Raw genomic sequence first — 15,151 nt, forward strand, 5'->3', positions numbered from 1 at the left:
TACTCCGACTCCGAAAACGTAGTACGGGTTCGTGAAATCAGGGCTGTTGAGGAACAAGAAGAGGCTAAAACTCGAACCCATCAACAGAATCACTGCAGACGAAACACTTGGATTATACCAGTCCTCAAGTGCGACCCGGACAGACCCATACATATCAGTAGATTGTCTCCTGTATCGTATAGCGTTTGCGGTCGGTGAACTATGGTAAGTTCGCAGCTGTAGTGAACGTGTTTCACACAAAAATACAGCTGAAGAATAGGATTTCAACAGAGCCTTGAAATCGATCCGGAGCGAAGACACTCTTCGAAAGAAAGCTATTCGTCGGTTGACTCTCCAGTAGCAGGTAGATGAACAAGAAGGGACACGTTCTCAACGCCATTCTCTTGAGCCTCGGGCTCGGTTACATCCTCGAACCGGCGGGCGACCTCGAGACGTTTCGGTCCATCATCATGATCGGCGTTCCGGTGACGCTGGGGGCGCTGTTCCCGGACGTCGACACGGAGTTCGGCAAGCACCGGAAGACGCTCCACAGCCTCCCGGTTCTGCTCGGGTTTATCGCCTTTCCGTACGTCTTCGGCAACCTCGAGTACGTCTGGATCGGCGTCCTGACCCACTACGTACTCGACGTCGCGGGCAGCAAGCGCGGCATCGCGCTATTTTATCCGCTCTGGAAGAAGGAGTTCGGCCTTCCGATCGGCGTCGCCGTCAGCAGTAAGCGCGCGGACGTGATGACGGTGTTCATCACGGTTCTCGAACTGGTAGCCGTCGCGCTGGTCATCTACGAAGTCCCCCAGCGGAGTCTCGAGGTCGGACGACAGACCGTCGGCTTCTAGTTGAGCGATCGTCGCTCGATTTCTCCCCTCTCGTTGCAGAACTCGTCTCGGTTACCGGTTGTTCGGCGTCCACTCCTCGCAGGCGTCCATATCGTCCATCGCCGTCTCTTGGAGGGCACAGTAGGGAACCATGCCGCCGGACGAACGAACGTATTCGAAGTGACTGCAGTTCCCACAGTAACGATCCGTGGGTTCGTCCGACGGCGACCGTTCGGATTCCGATTCGACGATTTCCGCGTCGCGCCCGCCACTGGCGTCGTTCGGGGAGGTGAGATCCGAGGCGGCCGTCCCGCCGTCGCTGGTCGCGACACCGGGCGTTCGGGCTCGAGCGGGGCCGGTACCGGTTTCGGAGTCGGAGCTGACTGTCGAACGCCGAACGGATCGGCTCGAATCCGACGGTTCGTCGTCGGGTTCGGTCGTGTTCGTTTGCGTTTCGACGTCGCCGTCCGGTTTTCCGCCGAAGAAGCCGATGCCGCCGAAGCCGCTCGAGGTGTTCGATTCGGCGACCTCGACGACGGTCTGGTTGTGGCGGGTGACGTTCATCTCGAGGGCACCGCCGGGGTCGTTTCGGGTCTTGAAGTTGACGATGGCGGTAAAGAGGCTCCAGACGGCGGTGAAGAGCCCGAGAAGGTAGATCGCGGAGACGCGGAGCGTGTGATCCTCGCCGTAGGTTCGCCAGTCCTGGGGATAGGCGTCCCAGAAGAGGACGACCCCGAGCAGACACAGGCTCACGCTGATCGCGGCGGCGGCGTGGACACGACGGCTGGCCGGCAACACGAGGAAGACGCCGACGAGTGCGGTCGGGACGCCGAGACCGGCGAGGATACCCGCCATGCGAACCGCGGCGAGGTGATCGATTATGCCGGGGGAAAGCGCGGATGCAGTGGCGCTGAAGAGGTCGGTCGTCGCCGTGAGCACGGCTACGACGGCCAAAACCGCGCCGAGCAGGACGAGCGCCGTCCCCGCGTAGAGACGCCCGGGGCTCGCCGTGCCCCCCGCGCTCCCGTCGTAGGCCTCCGTCAGGCTTGTCATGTGCGTGACTTGGGCCTCCCATCACAAAACGCTACGTCAGACACACCTCGCCGGACGGAGAGGTTGGGCTGACCCCGCGAAACGAAAGCTTGAATCGACGGGCTCGCAAACGGAGGACCATGAGCGACGAGGACGACGAAGAGCCGGCCGTTACGCTCGGAGCGCAGACTCCCGTCGAGGGTGCCCCCCTCGCCCGCGTGACCTCCCGGCTGACCTGGCCGAAAGAAAAGAGCGAAATCGAGCGTCTCGAGGGAGACAGCATCGTACGGACGCCGGACGGACCGCGAGCGCTGGCGGCCGTCCTCGAGGACGTCGACGAGACGTACTTCCAGCGCCGTCAGGAGTTCGAGGCCCACGTCCGGGCGGTCGTCGGTACCGGACCGGTCCCGACCGCGGACGAGTAACCGCCTGTGGTACCGTGGTAACAGAGGGTGTGCGCAGCGGCGGTCGCTGGCTTCGAGACCAGTTCGACCGACTCTCCTGGGTTCAGAAGTCCCTGCTAACCGGGGCGATTCTCACGCTGCTGTGGATGCGGTACGTTCCCAGTGAACTCGGACGCCGAGCGGTGGTCGACGCCGTGTTGTTGATCGGCGGACCGCTCGCCCTTGGACTCACTCACGGCAATCACGTCGGCTGGAACGTCGATCGCGTCGCGATTCGCAACGCGGTCTTGCTCTCGCTGTTCGTCCTCCCGTTCTATCTCGTGGGATCAACGCTGCCGACGATCCGGACGTACTACCCCATGTGGCAAACCTCGGCCGCGCTGGGCGAGTTCATCCCGCACGCGATCCAGTTGTTCATCCTCGCGCTGGCGGCCGAGACCTACTACCGCGGGTTGCTCTGCGTCGGCGTCAAGGAGATCGGTTTCAAAGCGGTGTTCATCAGCCCCGTCGTCTACATGATCCACCACTCCGGAAAGCCGCCGATCGAGTTCCTGCTCTCGGGGCCGACGGACATCCTCTTCGGCGCGGTGGACTACGAGTCCGACTCCATTCTCCCCTCCGTTATCGCCCACGGAGCCGGCCTCGTCCTGCTCGACTGGCTCGTCTTGCACGATCCGCTGTTCGATCCGACGGCGGTGCTACGCGCCCTCGAGTGGCTCCCGATCCCGTTGTAACGGTCGCTGGGAGCCGCGGACGGGTCGTCGCGGTCGGAAACCGCGGCCAGGCTGAACCGCGCCGATGACGATGGGGCTTTAGTGAACTCCCGTCGATGGTCCGAGTATGTCGCTGCCAATCGACCCTGCCACGATCGATCCGGAGGCGTACGGCGAGAAACAGGCCGTCCTCGAGATGGACCACGAGGAAGCCATCGAACACGTCCGCGAGGTCTGTGAAGACGTCGGGTTCGGAATCCCGGTCGAGTTCTCGCCGTCGGAACTGTTGAACGAGAAGGTCGATGCCGACCGCGACCCCTACTACGTGCTCGGAGCTTGCAACCCCGAGATCGCGGACCGGGCGCTCGACGAGACGATGCGGATCGGCGGCCTCTTCCCCTGCAACGTGATCGTCTGGGAGGAGGAGCCGGGTCGTCAGCGCGTCTACCACGTTTCGATCATGAAGATCGCCCGACTGCTCGGCACGGCACCCGACAACGACGAGTGGCGCGAGATCGTCGAAACGACCGGCGATCTCACCGAGGACGCCTTCGAGCGATTCGATTCGGTGGAAATCGAGGTCACGGAGTAGGGGCTCGAGGACGACGAGTCGCCGAATAGAGCCTCGAGCGATCACACGCGTCCGAGCGTTTTCCCGCCGATCCGGCGATTGCATCCCCCTCCTTCTTGCCGACCCAGTGATGGAACCCTCGTCGCGACTCGCCGTCGGAAATGACAGTCAAAAATGTCAATATTTATGTAATGAACGGTTTACCGTGACGTATGGACGTTCGAACGACATTTTTCGCCCTCCTGCTCGTCGCCCTCGCCGCGATCGCCGCCTTGCTGGTCGCACCGCTGATACAGTACATCATGGCAGCCGCCCTCCTCGCGTTCGTTCTCTACCCCCTTCAGGCACGACTCGAGACGCGTCTCGGGCCGCGGGTCTCGGCGCTTACTCTCACCGGGTTCGCGATCGTCGCTGCGGTCGCTCCGATACTGTTTCTCTCGGTAATCATCCTCCAGACCGTGTTTTCGTTTCTCAACGGTTTCGACGAACTAGCGACGATCGATGGGATCAGGAACGTTGCACTCGACCTCGGCATCGAAGAGGAGACGCTCCGGTCGATCGAAACCGGAATCGTCGCGGAGATCGAGGGCTCGCTCTCCACCACCGTCGAGATCGTACTGATGGAGTTCGTCGGGCTGTTGAACGCGAGTATCCGAATGAGTGTTGGACTGCTGGTCGTCGTGTTCTTGCTCTACTACCTGCTGGTCGACGGTCCCGAGTTCGTCGCCTGGCTTCGCGACGTCGCACCGCTCGAGGACGAGGTACGTGAGGAACTCTTCGAGGAGGTCGAGGCCGTCACCTGGGCGGTGATTCAGAGCCACGTCCTCGTCGCGCTGGTCGAGGGCGTGCTCGGTGGTCTCGGCTTGTATCTGCTCGGCGTTCCGAACGTCGCGTTCTGGACCGTGGTCATGATCGTCGTCTCGTTCCTTCCGGCGGTCGGCGTCTGGCTGGTGTGGGGACCCGCCGTCGTCTATCTCGGGCTCGCGGCCGACCCGCTCCACGCGGTCGCCCTGTTGCTGTACGGAATCTCGGTTCTCTCGCTCGTGGACAACTACCTGCGGGCGATCTTCGTCGACCGGACGTCGGGGCTCCACCCGGCGGTCGTTCTCGTCGGCGTCATCGGCGGAATCTACCTGCTCGGCATCATGGGACTGTTCCTCGGACCCGTCCTGCTCGCGGTGTTCAAGGCGGGGTTGAACGTCTTCAGCGCGATGAACCTGACCGTGGAAGAACGGTCTCGCCAACCCGGGGCAGAGCCCGGACGCCAACTCGCGGAGTCGAAAGGATCGGAGCGAGTCGGGGGATGACGACCCCTGGCGAACGGAATCAGTCCGCGGTCTGGGCCGCTTCGGAACGGTGCCGCATCGGTACACCGAATCCGGTCAGCACCATCGCGAACAGCACCAGCGGCGACAGGATTCCGAACAGGTAGAAGGGCGCGTACGACAGCGTCGAAACGCCGGTCGCAGAGGCCATGAAGACGCCGCCGGCGTGCCACGGGATGAGCGCCCCGGTCGGCGTCCCGGCCGCTTCGACGGCGCGGGAGAGTTCGTCGCTGTCGAGGCCGAACTCCTCGTAGAGGTTTCGAAGCGTCATTCCCGGAAGCACGATACTCATGTACTGCTGGGCGGTAAGCGCGTTGATGAAGATCGCGGAAATACCGGTGCCGGCGATCAGGGTCCTGGAGCTTCGGACGCCCTGCGAGAGCCGGTGTGCAAGGACCGCGAGGACGCCGGTTTTCTCGAGGAGTCCGCCGAGGGCCAACGCGGCGACGACGACGGTGATCGTCCAGGCCGAACCCGTCAGACCGCCGGTGGCGAGCAGTTCGTCGACCAGTTCCAAACCGGTCCCGGGTTCGGTTCCGTTCAGGAAGACGTTCCACGCGGGAACGAAACCGGATCCCTGGAGGAGTATCGACGTGAAGACGCCGGCGATAGCCCCGGCGACGAGCGTCGGGAGGGCGGGATACCCCCGAAGCGCAAGCGCGAAGGTGAACATCAAGGGGAGAAACACCAACAACGAGACGCTGTACGTGCCGGCGAGTGCGGTCTGAATCTCGGAAACGCGACCGGTCGGGACGGTACCGCTGGTCTGGAGACCGAGGACGGCGAAGATCGCGACCGCGAGTCCGAAGGCGATGACCGTTCCCGTTCGCATCCGGCGAATGTGGTCGTACAGCGGCGTGTTCGTCACGCCGGCCGCGAGGTTCGTCGTGTCCGACAGTGGCGATTGTTTGTCGCCAGCGTACGCGCCGGAGAGGACCGCGCCGACGGTCATCGGCCCGGAGATCCCGAGTCCCGAACCGATACCGACGAACGCGACGCCGAGCGTCCCCACCGTCGTCCACGAGGACCCGATCGAAAACGCGACGGCGGCGGCCAGTACGGCCGTGGCCGGCAGGAACACCGTCGGCGTCAGCAACTCGAGGCCGTAGTACATCATCGCCGGGATCGTGCCGGCGGCGACCCAGGTCGCGATGAGCGCGTAAATGGTAAAGAGGATCAGGATCGCCTGCAGCCCCATCAAAAGCCCGTTAGCGATCCCGTCGTAGAGATCGTCCCACGAGTAGCCCAGGTAGTGGCCGAACGCGCCCGTGACAACGATACTCCAGAGAAGCGGCACGTGGGGATCGAAACCGAGTAGCGCAGATCCCACGCCGAGGAAGAGCACGACTGCGAACACCGGAACGAGCGCGAGCGCGACCGAGGGCCGTCGCTCCGGATCGAGGTCGTCGACCGTCGTCGGAGTGAAATTCAATGACATCGACGGACGTATGCAACCGGAGAATAAAAAATGTCCGTTTTATTCTCGATGGTTATTCATCGAGCGCGGAGTGGGGACCGCACGGCGAAGGTTACGATCGATCTCGAGCGAACGTCGGCGCTATCCGCGCGACTCTGTCCGAGAAAACTGTCGCGAACCGGCCACCGAGAGTTACCGCGGCCCGTCTTCTCGTACCGGAACGTCGCCCTCGTCGGACTCGAACTCCTCGAGTCGCTGCTCGGCGTCGTACTGGATATACCCCGTGACGATCGCGGTTACGGCGATGACGAACAGCGGCATGCCGACGAGCAGCGCGATCATCGCGATCACGATGAGGAATTCGGTGCTGACGAGCGCGAGCCACATACCCTCGTGAACGCGTTCGGACGGTTTAGGCGCTCGGTTTCGGAAAGACCGTCCCGTCGCGCCCGTTCGGCGATCGGCATCGTCTCCGTCGCGGCGCTCAATGCGCTGTTCGAGGGTTGCGACTCGTCGCTCGAGGGTACCGTCAGCACCGTTCGCGGATCGGTGATCGGAGGCTCGTCACATCGCTATTTCGTGCTCGAAAACGCGCTGAGATTCGACTGCAGCCCCGCCGCGAGTTCCGACTTGCGACGGAGTCGGGCGTGGGACACCGGCAACTGCGTCGCGATCTCCGCGACCGCCTCGTGGAACGTTTCCGCCTCGCCGTAGTGGCCCTCGAACGCGTTTCGCACGCTTTCGCGGACCTGCCAGACGCCGACGGGTGCCCAGTAGTCGTCGGAAACCTCTCGCAAGACGAGACACTTCGCCTGCCGACCGATCGACTCGAGGTACTCGAGGACGCCCAACCGGGCCGCGTAGTAGGCGCCCGCGGTCTCCTCGACGTAGCTCGAGCGCCCCTCGAACCCTTCGCTGGCACTCGCGAGCCAGACGTCGTCGTGGGGGTCGGGGTTCCAGATGCTGCCGGGGGCTTTCATCTCGACGAGTTCGAACTCCCAGTTGCCGGGTGCGAGGACCACCCAGTAACGGTTGCCCATGTACTCGTTGGCCCAGACCTGTACCTCGTTGATACTGGGCGCGCTGCGAATGCCGCCGCGCAGGAACTGGCCGACGGTGTCGTCCACCGCGGTGATCGACCAGCGCGTCGGCACGAGTCGCCGCTGTTTGGTCTCGCCCAGCGCGCCGGCCGAGAGTATGGAGTTGATCTCGTAGACGTCGAACCCGCGGCGATAGAGGTAGGTCATCGCGCCCTGGGCCTGCCAGTCGTCGTCCTCGAGGGTCTTCTTGACCGGTTTGGGGACGTACGGGTTCTCCCGCAGCTCCGCGTTCCGGGCGTTGGCGCGCGGCCCGCGCGGCGTCGCGACGTCCGTGCCCGTATCGAGCCCGAGGTCCGGTTTGGCGTCCAGTCCGATCTCGAGATCGACCGGCCGACCGGCGATGGCGACCTCGCGCTGGACGCCGACGAAGCCGTCCCAGGTGTCGTGGACCGAGGGCGTAAACCGGCTCGCGATGCTCGGCGAATCGACGTTCGTGCGCTTACTGGAGTTCAACAGGCCCGTCCGTCGCTGTAGTACGTCCGTGATCCCGTGGCCCTGTTCGTACCAGTTCCCGTCGGTGACGTACTCCTCGGCGGCGTCCTCGTCGCCAACCGGCGAGAGCAGTCCCACGGGAATGTCGGGATAGTTCGACCGCCCGACGAAGATCGACGGGGCCGTCGAACCCACGAGGGAGTCGCCGCTGAGGGCATCGTCGAAGCGCTGTTCGAACTCCTCGAGGTGGTCCGTGATCGCGTAGGACTTCTCCTTCGCGAGTCGCCGTCGCTCGGCTTCCTCGTCCGGCTCGAGATCCTCGATGTAGTCGTCGAGGCGCATTCAGTATCCGTAGGAACGGCTCGGGTTTGAATGTTGAGTTGCCGTCCGGCGTCGCCTCGCGCTCGGTGTCGCCGCGCAGGGATACCGTCCTCGGTCACGGAGAGGCGGTCGAGGCACCCGTGTGCCGGTTTCATCCGCACGATCGAGCTCGTCGCTACGCTCGGAGTCGAGTGACGCCAGAAGTGTCAGAGGCAGAGGTCCGGCCGTGGTCACACCACCAGACCTCACACGTTCGTTTCGGCCCGACCGTAATGTACCTAGAAGCGCGTTCTCAGAGCGAGAAAACGCTCGCACCGATTCGGGGTTACCGAACGGACCGTCTCGAACGTCGCCCACGGGGAATCGGCGACGCTGACGCCGCCTGGTAGTGGTTGTCTGTCGTTCTCGCGGCCGGTTCTCAAAAGAAACCGTTAAAACCGGCGGGCGGAAAGGAAGGGGTATGAGTACGACGGACGATCAACAGAGACGGTCCTGCGTTTCCTGCGGGATCAACATCGCCGGCACGAACGCCGCCGCGTTCAAGTGTCCGGACTGTGGCGCACAGATTTACCGCTGTGCCAAGTGCCGCAAACAGAGCAACCTCTACGAGTGCACCGACTGCGGATTCATGGGCCCATAAGGTGTTCGAACGATGGGAAAAGTAGCCGCGAAAATCAAGGTCATGCCGGACAGCCCCGAAAACGATCTCGACGCCCTCCAAGAGCGCCTCGAGAGCGCCCTCCCCGAGGGTGCGAAGATCAACGGCGTCGAACGTGAAGACGTCGCGTTCGGTCTCATCGCCCTCTACCCCACCGTGATCGTTCCGGACGGTTCGGGCGGGACGGAAACCGTCGAGGAGAACTTCTTAGCCGTCGAGGGCGTCGAGAGCGTCGGCGTCGAGAACGTCGGCCGTATCTGAACTGCCCTTCAGCCGTTTTCGTTCCCTCTCGCCGCTGACGCCGCGAGCGCGTCGTCCGTCGATCGCACCGACGAACCGAGAGACGCATCGACCGCACTCGAGCGGCCGTTACCGCCGGTAACGACGCGAGACGCTCCGTCGAGTGGTCGCCGACCGTCCTCCGACAGTCTAATCCGGCCGGACGCCGCCCACACGATCATGGACGACGACTACCGGATCGAAACTCGATCGATCCACGCCGGACAGGAGCCGAACGAAGAGACGGGGGCGCTGATGACGCCGATCCACGCGAATTCGACGTACGAGCAGGACGCGCCGGGCGATCACCGGGGCTACGAGTACTCTCGAACCGGAAATCCCACACGAACCGACCTCGAGGCGAACCTCGCGAGCCTCGAGAACGGCGAGTACGGCCGCGCGTTCGCCAGCGGGATGGCCTCGATCAACACCGTCCTCAACCTCCTCGAGGCCGGCGACCACGTCGTGACGGGAAACGACGTCTACGGCGGCACCCACCGCATCTTCACGCAGGTGTACGAGGACTACGACGTCGAGTTTTCGTTCATCGATATGACCGACCTCGACGCGATCGAGGCCGCCTTTCGGGAGGAAACGGAACTGCTCTGGCTCGAGACGCCGACGAACCCGCTCATGTCGATCGTCGACATCGAGGGCGCGGCCGAGATCGCCCACGACCACGACGCGCTGTGTGCGATCGACAACACGTTCGCGACGCCGTACCTCCAGCGCCCGCTGGAGCTCGGTGCGGACGTCGTCTCCCACTCCCTGACGAAGTACCTCGGCGGTCACTCGGACGTGGTCGGCGGCGCGCTCGTGACGAACGACGAGGCGATCGACGAACGGTTGGGGTTCTACCAGAACTCGGTCGGCGCGACGCCCGGTCCCTTCGAGTCGTTTCTCGTTCTTCGGGGCACCAAGACGTTGCCCGTCCGCATGGAACGTCACTGCGAGAACGCCCGCGCTATCGCCGAGTGGCTCGACGATCACCGCACCGTCGACCGCGTCTATTATCCCGGCCTCGAGACCCATCCGGGCCACGAAATCGCTTCCCGGCAGATGGACGACTTCGGCGGGATGTTGAGCTTCGAACTCGACGCGAGCCTCGAGGAAGCGAGCGAGGTCGTCTCGAGCACTGACGTCTTCACGCTCGCCGAGAGCCTCGGCGGGGTTGAGAGCTTGATCGAACAGCCCGCCCCGATGACGCACGCCGCAATTCCCCGCGCGGAGCGCATCGAGGCCGGCCTCACGGACGGCCTGATTCGGGTCAGCGTCGGTATCGAGCACGTCGACGACCTGATCGACGACCTCGAGCAAGCGATCGACGCGGCGCTCGCGTAACGCCGCTCGAGGAGGCGTCCGAAGGATTTTCGAGGATTACGATCCGGATGCTCCCTTTGCGAGTTGTGCGCGAAAGACCGTCTCGAATCCCTCGAGGTACGCGCCGATATCGACCGAATCGATCTCGTCGATGAACTGCGCGGCCTCGGTGTACTCGCTGCGCCAGCGATCGACGAAGTACTCTTCGATACCGGACTCGCGGATCTTCGTGACGATCGGTTCGATGGGGGTCTCGGACGAACGCGTTCGGATCGCCCGCAGTTCATCGACCGAGAGGAGGTCGGTCTCGAACGCGCGAACGACGACCCCCGAACTGTAGTCGCCCTCCGCGAGCTCGCGCTCCCAGGTTGCGATCCAGTTGCCGATGCGCGCCATCCGCTGGCAGCGGGCAACCACCCGCCGGACGGCCGAGAGGTCGGTCGAATCGAACGCGGACGCGTTCGCAAGGTCGATCGTGGCGAAGACGAACACCAGCATGTTGTGGGCGTCGTACGTCCAGAGTTCGCGTTCGGAGGCGAGACCCGGGTGGTGGGCCAGCAGTGCGGAGTAGTCGACCGCCTGGAGGGCCTGTCGCAGATCGAATCGGAGCAGGTCCGCGAACTCGTCGGCGCGCGCTCCAGCGTCATAGAGCTCCAGAAACTGCGACCAGAGATCGCGCTGGAATCGGACGTACTCGCCGTCGACGTCGTCTCGAGTCGGATCGGCGTGCTGGTGCTCGAAGGGGACGTTCCGAAGTTCCGCAAACGTCGCGCGGTCGCCGTATCGCTCGGCGACGTCGTCGGCGACGGTGATGAACATCATCGCGAGTATCTTCGCCTCGCAAGCGCGTCGTGTTCGCTCCGGCTCAACGCAGGACAGTCTGATCTCGGGTTCTATCCGGTGGAACCAGTGCCAGAGCGTCCGGTCTCTGTCCGCAATGCGTTCGTCGTACGCATCGGCCAGCGGCACGACGTTCTCGGGAAGCGGTCGGGCAGCGACGTCAGCGAACGGGTTCGTCTTCCCGTCGAGAGCGGGAACGCGGGGATCAGGTCGCGGCATCAAGATGCTAGTTACGCTCCTCAAATTTAAGCAATTATAACTATGTGTTCTGTTATGGTGTTCGCGAGGATTACGTTACCGACAGTTCGCTGACCGTCGACGCCCGCGGACGAACACTGCTTTGGGACTGGCCGCGAATCCCTCGAGTATGCACTCCGACGAGGAACGCGACGCCGGCGTTCATACGCTACCGATCACGGTCGAGTACGGCGACGGAGAGATCACGATTACGCCGACGGTCGTCGAGACCGGGCGCGGACTCGTCCTGATCGACGTCGGGCCGCGAGGGGCGACCGACGCCATCCGAACGCATCTCACCTCGCTCGGGTACGCGCTCGAGGATATCTGGCTCGTCGTCCTGACGCACCACGACGGCGACCACGCCGGCGGCCTCGCGGAATTGCTTGAGCGGGTCGACGCGGTCGTCGCAACACACCGGGACGAAGCGCCGTTTCTCACGGGCGAGCGCGATCCGATCAAGAGCACCGGCGGCGACCGCTATCCGCCGGTCGCCGTGGATCTGGAACTCACCGGCGGCGTTCGAATTCCGACGCTCGCGGGACCGATGGCGGTCGTCGACACGCCGGGGCACGCGCCGGGACACGTTTCGCTCCACTTCCCCGAAAACGGCCTTCTGATCGCCGGCGACGCGCTCGTCGCCGACGGCGACGAGCCGCTGTCCGGTCCGAAACCGGTGTTCACGCCGGATATGGACCGCGCGCTCGAATCGGTCGAGGCACTCGCCGCGCTCGAGATCGAGCACGTCGTCTGCTACCACGGCGGCTACGTCGACAGCGGCACCGAGCGTATTCGAGAGATCGCCGAGACGCGAACCGAGCGGGACCTCGAGTAACCGCCACCCGCTCGTCTCGAGGATATCACCGGTCACGGGCAGAGGGACGGCGTCGCCGCCCGGCGCGTTCCGAACGATCGCACCGACGGCGACGGAAGCGGAATTCTCATCGGTGTTCGGGACCAATCCTCTCCGCATGCGAATCGAACTCCGCGTCTGCCAGCACTGTCTCGACGGCGACGACGGCCACGGGGGTCATGAGAAGGCAGCACTCCTGCAGGATATGGTCGCGTGTGCCGAGACGATCAAAGCGCACAAGGACGTCCTCGAACTCGACTCCGTCCACATCCGGCGGGTTCGAGACGACGAACAGGGAAAGCCCGAAGCGTTACCCGTCGTCGCGGCCACGATCCAGAACAACCAGATCGTCCTCAACGATACGCAACTCGTCGCGGAAGGACAGGACGGAAACATGTTGCTGTACGCGAACCCGGACGACATTCTAACGGTCCTTGCGGGGAACGTCGACGAGATCAGCAAAGCGGTTCACGAAGACGTCACGGTCGACCTCTCACAGCGGGGAGCCGAAATCATCTCCAACGCCGGACTCGGCGCGGATCGAGAGCAGTAACCGCCGACGGACAGCCGTCTGCATCTCCGACGCCGATCGGTCTCCCGTTTCCCTCGAAAGCGCCGTGTACCGCCCACTCGAGCGCTCTCAACTCGGCGTCGGCGATTCGGCAGTCGCGTCGCGAGCGAGCAGCCACAGCGAACACAGGAAGGCGAGACCGACGGTGGCCGCGAGAATGCCGAACGCGATCCGGTAGCCGAACTGGGTGTACGCGACGGTGCCGCCGACGGTTTCGTCCGTCCGGTACGTATCGAGTACCACTCCCATGATCGCCGGGAGTACCGTTGCCCCGACGAACCCCGCCGTATTCACGGTCGCCGTCGCGACGCCGCTGGCTCCGGCCGGATACCGTTCCTTGACGACGGACAGCGAGAGCATGGCGGCACCGAAGAGGAAGCCACAGGCCAGATAGGAGAGTGCGATGACGACGAGCGGTGGTCGGCCGAGAACGGGGATGGTGCTCAGCGTGAGCAGCAACAGCCCGGTCCCGACCGCCATCGGGAGCAATCGCTGCGAGCGGGCGTCGGAGATCCAGCCGATCGTCGGCGGCCCGATCAGGATTCCGACCGAGCCGAGCAGCGTGAAATAAGACGCCGTCGTCACGTCGAATTCGTAGACGACCACGAGGTACGGGACCCCCCACAGCCCCACCAGCGTCAGTATCGAACCGTTGCCCGCGAAGAAGACGACGGACAGGAGCCACTGATCGAGATCCCCGAGGAGCGTCCGCAGGTAGCCGCCGGTCTCCGCGAGCGCAACCGACGGCTGCTCGGGAACGCCGTCTATCGGCTCGAGGCCGGCGGCCGCCGGCGACTGGCGGGCGAGGAAGAACACCGCTCCGGCGGCGATGAAGCCGACGGTCGCCAGCCCGAAGATCGTCTCCCGCCAGCCGAACAGGGCAACGGTAACTGCAAGCGGCGTCGTCGCGAGAATCGCCCCGATTCCGGCGACGCTGCCGGTGAGCCCGGTCATCGTCGCGAACTCGTCGGCGCGGTACCAGTTGGCACAAAAGCGGAGGATCGAGACGAAGATCACGCCGCTGCCGAGGCCGATGAGCGCGCGCGACGCCAGCGCCGCGAGGTAACTATCGCTGAGTGCGAAGCCGACCGCACCGAGGCTCAGAACGATCCCGCCGACCGATCCGACGTACCGGGGACCGACCCGATCGGCGAGCACACCCGTCGGGATCTGAATGGCGGCGTAGATCAGGAAAAACGACGCGTGAAGCGTTCCGAGCTGTGCCGCCGTCGTCTCGAAATCGGCGGTCAATCGCTCCGACAGGACGGCCGTCGAAAGTCGGTGTAAGTTGACGAGCAGAAAAACGGTCGCCAACGCGGCCCACGCGAGCCACCGTCGCTTGGTGGGATCCGACAGTACGTTCACGGGAGACCGGTTTCTCGAGCACCGTGGTAAATATTGTGACACCGGCCATCGCGAACGGCCGTGATCGACAACCGGTGGAGGGGTGGCTGCCGGTCGAACACGAGAGCCCGTCGGCTGCGACTGGTTCGCGTCTCGAGAAGCGAATTCCGTACCGGAGGTGGACGGAAGACGTGCGTTTTATAACGTTCAGCGGACAACAGCGTCGTACGACTATGCCGAACTCTAATGGCCCTCGTCAGGGAACCCGAAGAAAACTCGCGAACAGTCCTCGAGACCGCGGCTCCTCGCCGCCACAGCGAGCGATTCAGGAGTACGAGGAAGGAGAGAAAGTCCACCTGAAGATCGACCCGAGCGTCCCGAAGGGACGTTTCCACCCGCGTTTCGACGGACGAACCGCCGAAGTCACCGGCAAGCAAGGCGACGCGTTCAAGGTGCAGATCAACGACGGCGGCAAGGAAAAGACCCTGATCGTCACCGCAGCGCACCTGCGCGCCCAGAATCAGGAGAAGTCTCGGATCTGAGCCAGGATGACGATCTTCAAAGAGATCGTCGACGAGGAGTTCCTGACGGTCTCGGAAACGAAGGAGCTACTCGCCGACATCGAAGCCGAACGCGCGCTGGACGAGGACCGCGATCTCCGCTACGAGCTCGCTCGAGCGATCGAACACGCCAACCGATTCGCGGTCTTGGATCCCGCGGAGGCCCAGGACCTCGTCGACCAACTCGAGGCGCTCGAGAAGGTCGACGAAGCCACGGCGTACAAGATCGCCAACCTCCTGCCGCGAAACCGGGACGAGCTCCGATCGGTGTACGCACAGCAACGGTACTCGCTGTCGGGGGACGAACTCGACGAGATTCTGAACGTCGTCGCGCAGTACGCCTGATACGGGGCCGACTCTTT

The 15,151-nt window shown here is 64.0% G+C and carries 18 protein-coding genes; 12 read left to right on the plus strand and 6 right to left on the minus strand.

Going from position 1 to position 15,151, the window contains the following annotated elements:
- Positions 1-347 precede the first annotated feature (347 nt).
- On the plus strand, positions 348-833 hold the full coding sequence (locus tag DWB23_RS01735; protein ID WP_121741083.1) for a metal-dependent hydrolase: 486 nt from the start codon (positions 348-350) through the stop codon (positions 831-833).
- Positions 834-884: 51 nt separating this feature from the next.
- On the opposite strand, the gene DWB23_RS01740 is transcribed toward DWB23_RS01735, so the two are convergent.
- Positions 885-1,865, minus strand: a complete 981-nt coding sequence (locus DWB23_RS01740) for a tripartite tricarboxylate transporter TctB family protein (RefSeq protein ID WP_121741084.1) — start codon at positions 1,863-1,865, stop codon at positions 885-887.
- A gap of 119 nt (positions 1,866-1,984) precedes the next feature.
- Here DWB23_RS01740 and DWB23_RS01745 point away from each other — a divergent pair, with 119 nt between their 5' ends.
- The 4 genes from DWB23_RS01745 (at position 1,985) to DWB23_RS01760 (ending at position 4,839) form a co-directional block, all read left to right on the plus strand.
- Positions 1,985-2,269 (plus strand): DUF5789 family protein, encoded by a 285-nt coding sequence (locus DWB23_RS01745; protein ID WP_121741085.1) that lies wholly within the window; start codon positions 1,985-1,987, stop codon positions 2,267-2,269.
- Positions 2,270-2,283: 14 nt separating this feature from the next.
- A complete protein-coding gene (locus tag DWB23_RS01750) occupies positions 2,284-2,982 on the plus strand; it encodes a CPBP family glutamic-type intramembrane protease (protein ID WP_121741086.1) in 699 nt (232 codons plus the stop codon).
- A gap of 106 nt (positions 2,983-3,088) precedes the next feature.
- The gene (locus DWB23_RS01755) at positions 3,089-3,553 is read left to right on the plus strand and encodes a DUF302 domain-containing protein (RefSeq protein WP_121741087.1); all 465 of its coding nucleotides are present in this window, start codon (positions 3,089-3,091) and stop codon (positions 3,551-3,553) included.
- Positions 3,554-3,744: 191 nt separating this feature from the next.
- Positions 3,745-4,839 carry an AI-2E family transporter gene (locus DWB23_RS01760; RefSeq protein WP_121741088.1) on the plus strand — a complete coding sequence of 365 codons (1,095 nt, stop codon included), beginning with the start codon at positions 3,745-3,747 and terminating at the stop codon, positions 4,837-4,839.
- Between the two features lie 19 nt (positions 4,840-4,858).
- Here the strand turns inward: DWB23_RS01760 and arcD are convergent, their stop codons facing one another.
- The 3 genes from arcD to nreA form a co-directional block, all read right to left on the minus strand.
- On the minus strand, positions 4,859-6,295 hold the full coding sequence (gene arcD / locus DWB23_RS01765; protein ID WP_121741089.1) for an arginine/ornithine antiporter ArcD: 1,437 nt from the start codon (positions 6,293-6,295) through the stop codon (positions 4,859-4,861).
- 171 nt (positions 6,296-6,466) lie between these two features.
- The gene (locus DWB23_RS01770; RefSeq protein ID WP_121741090.1) at positions 6,467-6,661 is read right to left on the minus strand and encodes a hypothetical protein; all 195 of its coding nucleotides are present in this window, start codon (positions 6,659-6,661) and stop codon (positions 6,467-6,469) included.
- 185 nt (positions 6,662-6,846) lie between these two features.
- Positions 6,847-8,148 carry a DNA repair protein NreA gene (nreA, locus tag DWB23_RS01775; protein WP_121741091.1) on the minus strand — a complete coding sequence of 434 codons (1,302 nt, stop codon included), beginning with the start codon at positions 8,146-8,148 and terminating at the stop codon, positions 6,847-6,849.
- A 439-nt stretch (positions 8,149-8,587) separates the two neighbouring features.
- On the opposite strand from nreA, the gene DWB23_RS01780 reads away from it, so the two are divergent.
- The 3 genes from DWB23_RS01780 (at position 8,588) to DWB23_RS01795 (ending at position 10,405) form a co-directional block, all read left to right on the plus strand.
- Positions 8,588-8,767: an HVO_2753 family zinc finger protein gene (locus DWB23_RS01780; protein WP_121741092.1), complete on the plus strand. Its 180-nt coding sequence runs from the start codon at positions 8,588-8,590 to the stop codon at positions 8,765-8,767.
- A gap of 12 nt (positions 8,768-8,779) precedes the next feature.
- Positions 8,780-9,046, plus strand: a complete 267-nt coding sequence (locus tag DWB23_RS01785) for an elongation factor 1-beta (protein WP_121741093.1) — start codon at positions 8,780-8,782, stop codon at positions 9,044-9,046.
- A gap of 198 nt (positions 9,047-9,244) precedes the next feature.
- Complete coding sequence (locus tag DWB23_RS01795; RefSeq protein WP_121741095.1) at positions 9,245-10,405, plus strand: cystathionine gamma-synthase; 1,161 nt, start codon at positions 9,245-9,247, stop codon at positions 10,403-10,405.
- Positions 10,406-10,441: 36 nt separating this feature from the next.
- Here the strand turns inward: DWB23_RS01795 and DWB23_RS01800 are convergent, their stop codons facing one another.
- Positions 10,442-11,443 (minus strand): hypothetical protein, encoded by a 1,002-nt coding sequence (locus DWB23_RS01800; protein ID WP_121741096.1) that lies wholly within the window; start codon positions 11,441-11,443, stop codon positions 10,442-10,444.
- 148 nt (positions 11,444-11,591) lie between these two features.
- Between DWB23_RS01800 and DWB23_RS01805 the strand changes: the two genes are divergently transcribed.
- Together DWB23_RS01805 and DWB23_RS01810 are read left to right on the plus strand one after the other, a co-directional pair.
- The gene (locus DWB23_RS01805) at positions 11,592-12,296 is read left to right on the plus strand and encodes an MBL fold metallo-hydrolase (RefSeq protein WP_121741097.1); all 705 of its coding nucleotides are present in this window, start codon (positions 11,592-11,594) and stop codon (positions 12,294-12,296) included.
- A 136-nt stretch (positions 12,297-12,432) separates the two neighbouring features.
- The gene (locus tag DWB23_RS01810) at positions 12,433-12,867 is read left to right on the plus strand and encodes a hypothetical protein (protein WP_121741098.1); all 435 of its coding nucleotides are present in this window, start codon (positions 12,433-12,435) and stop codon (positions 12,865-12,867) included.
- Between the two features lie 87 nt (positions 12,868-12,954).
- Here DWB23_RS01810 and DWB23_RS01815 read toward each other — a convergent pair whose 3' ends face one another.
- Complete coding sequence (locus tag DWB23_RS01815) at positions 12,955-14,250, minus strand: MFS transporter (protein ID WP_121741099.1); 1,296 nt, start codon at positions 14,248-14,250, stop codon at positions 12,955-12,957.
- A gap of 212 nt (positions 14,251-14,462) precedes the next feature.
- Here DWB23_RS01815 and DWB23_RS01820 point away from each other — a divergent pair, with 212 nt between their 5' ends.
- Together DWB23_RS01820 and DWB23_RS01825 are read left to right on the plus strand one after the other, a co-directional pair.
- Positions 14,463-14,771, plus strand: coding sequence for a 50S ribosomal protein L21e (locus DWB23_RS01820; protein ID WP_121741891.1), 309 nt, complete (start codon positions 14,463-14,465; stop codon positions 14,769-14,771).
- Positions 14,772-14,777: 6 nt separating this feature from the next.
- On the plus strand, positions 14,778-15,134 hold the full coding sequence (locus tag DWB23_RS01825) for an RNA polymerase Rpb4 family protein (RefSeq protein WP_121741100.1): 357 nt from the start codon (positions 14,778-14,780) through the stop codon (positions 15,132-15,134).
- Positions 15,135-15,151 lie beyond the last annotated feature (17 nt).

Source organism: Natronorubrum halophilum, from assembly GCF_003670115.1.
GTDB classification, from domain to species: domain Archaea; phylum Halobacteriota; class Halobacteria; order Halobacteriales; family Natrialbaceae; genus Natronorubrum; species Natronorubrum halophilum.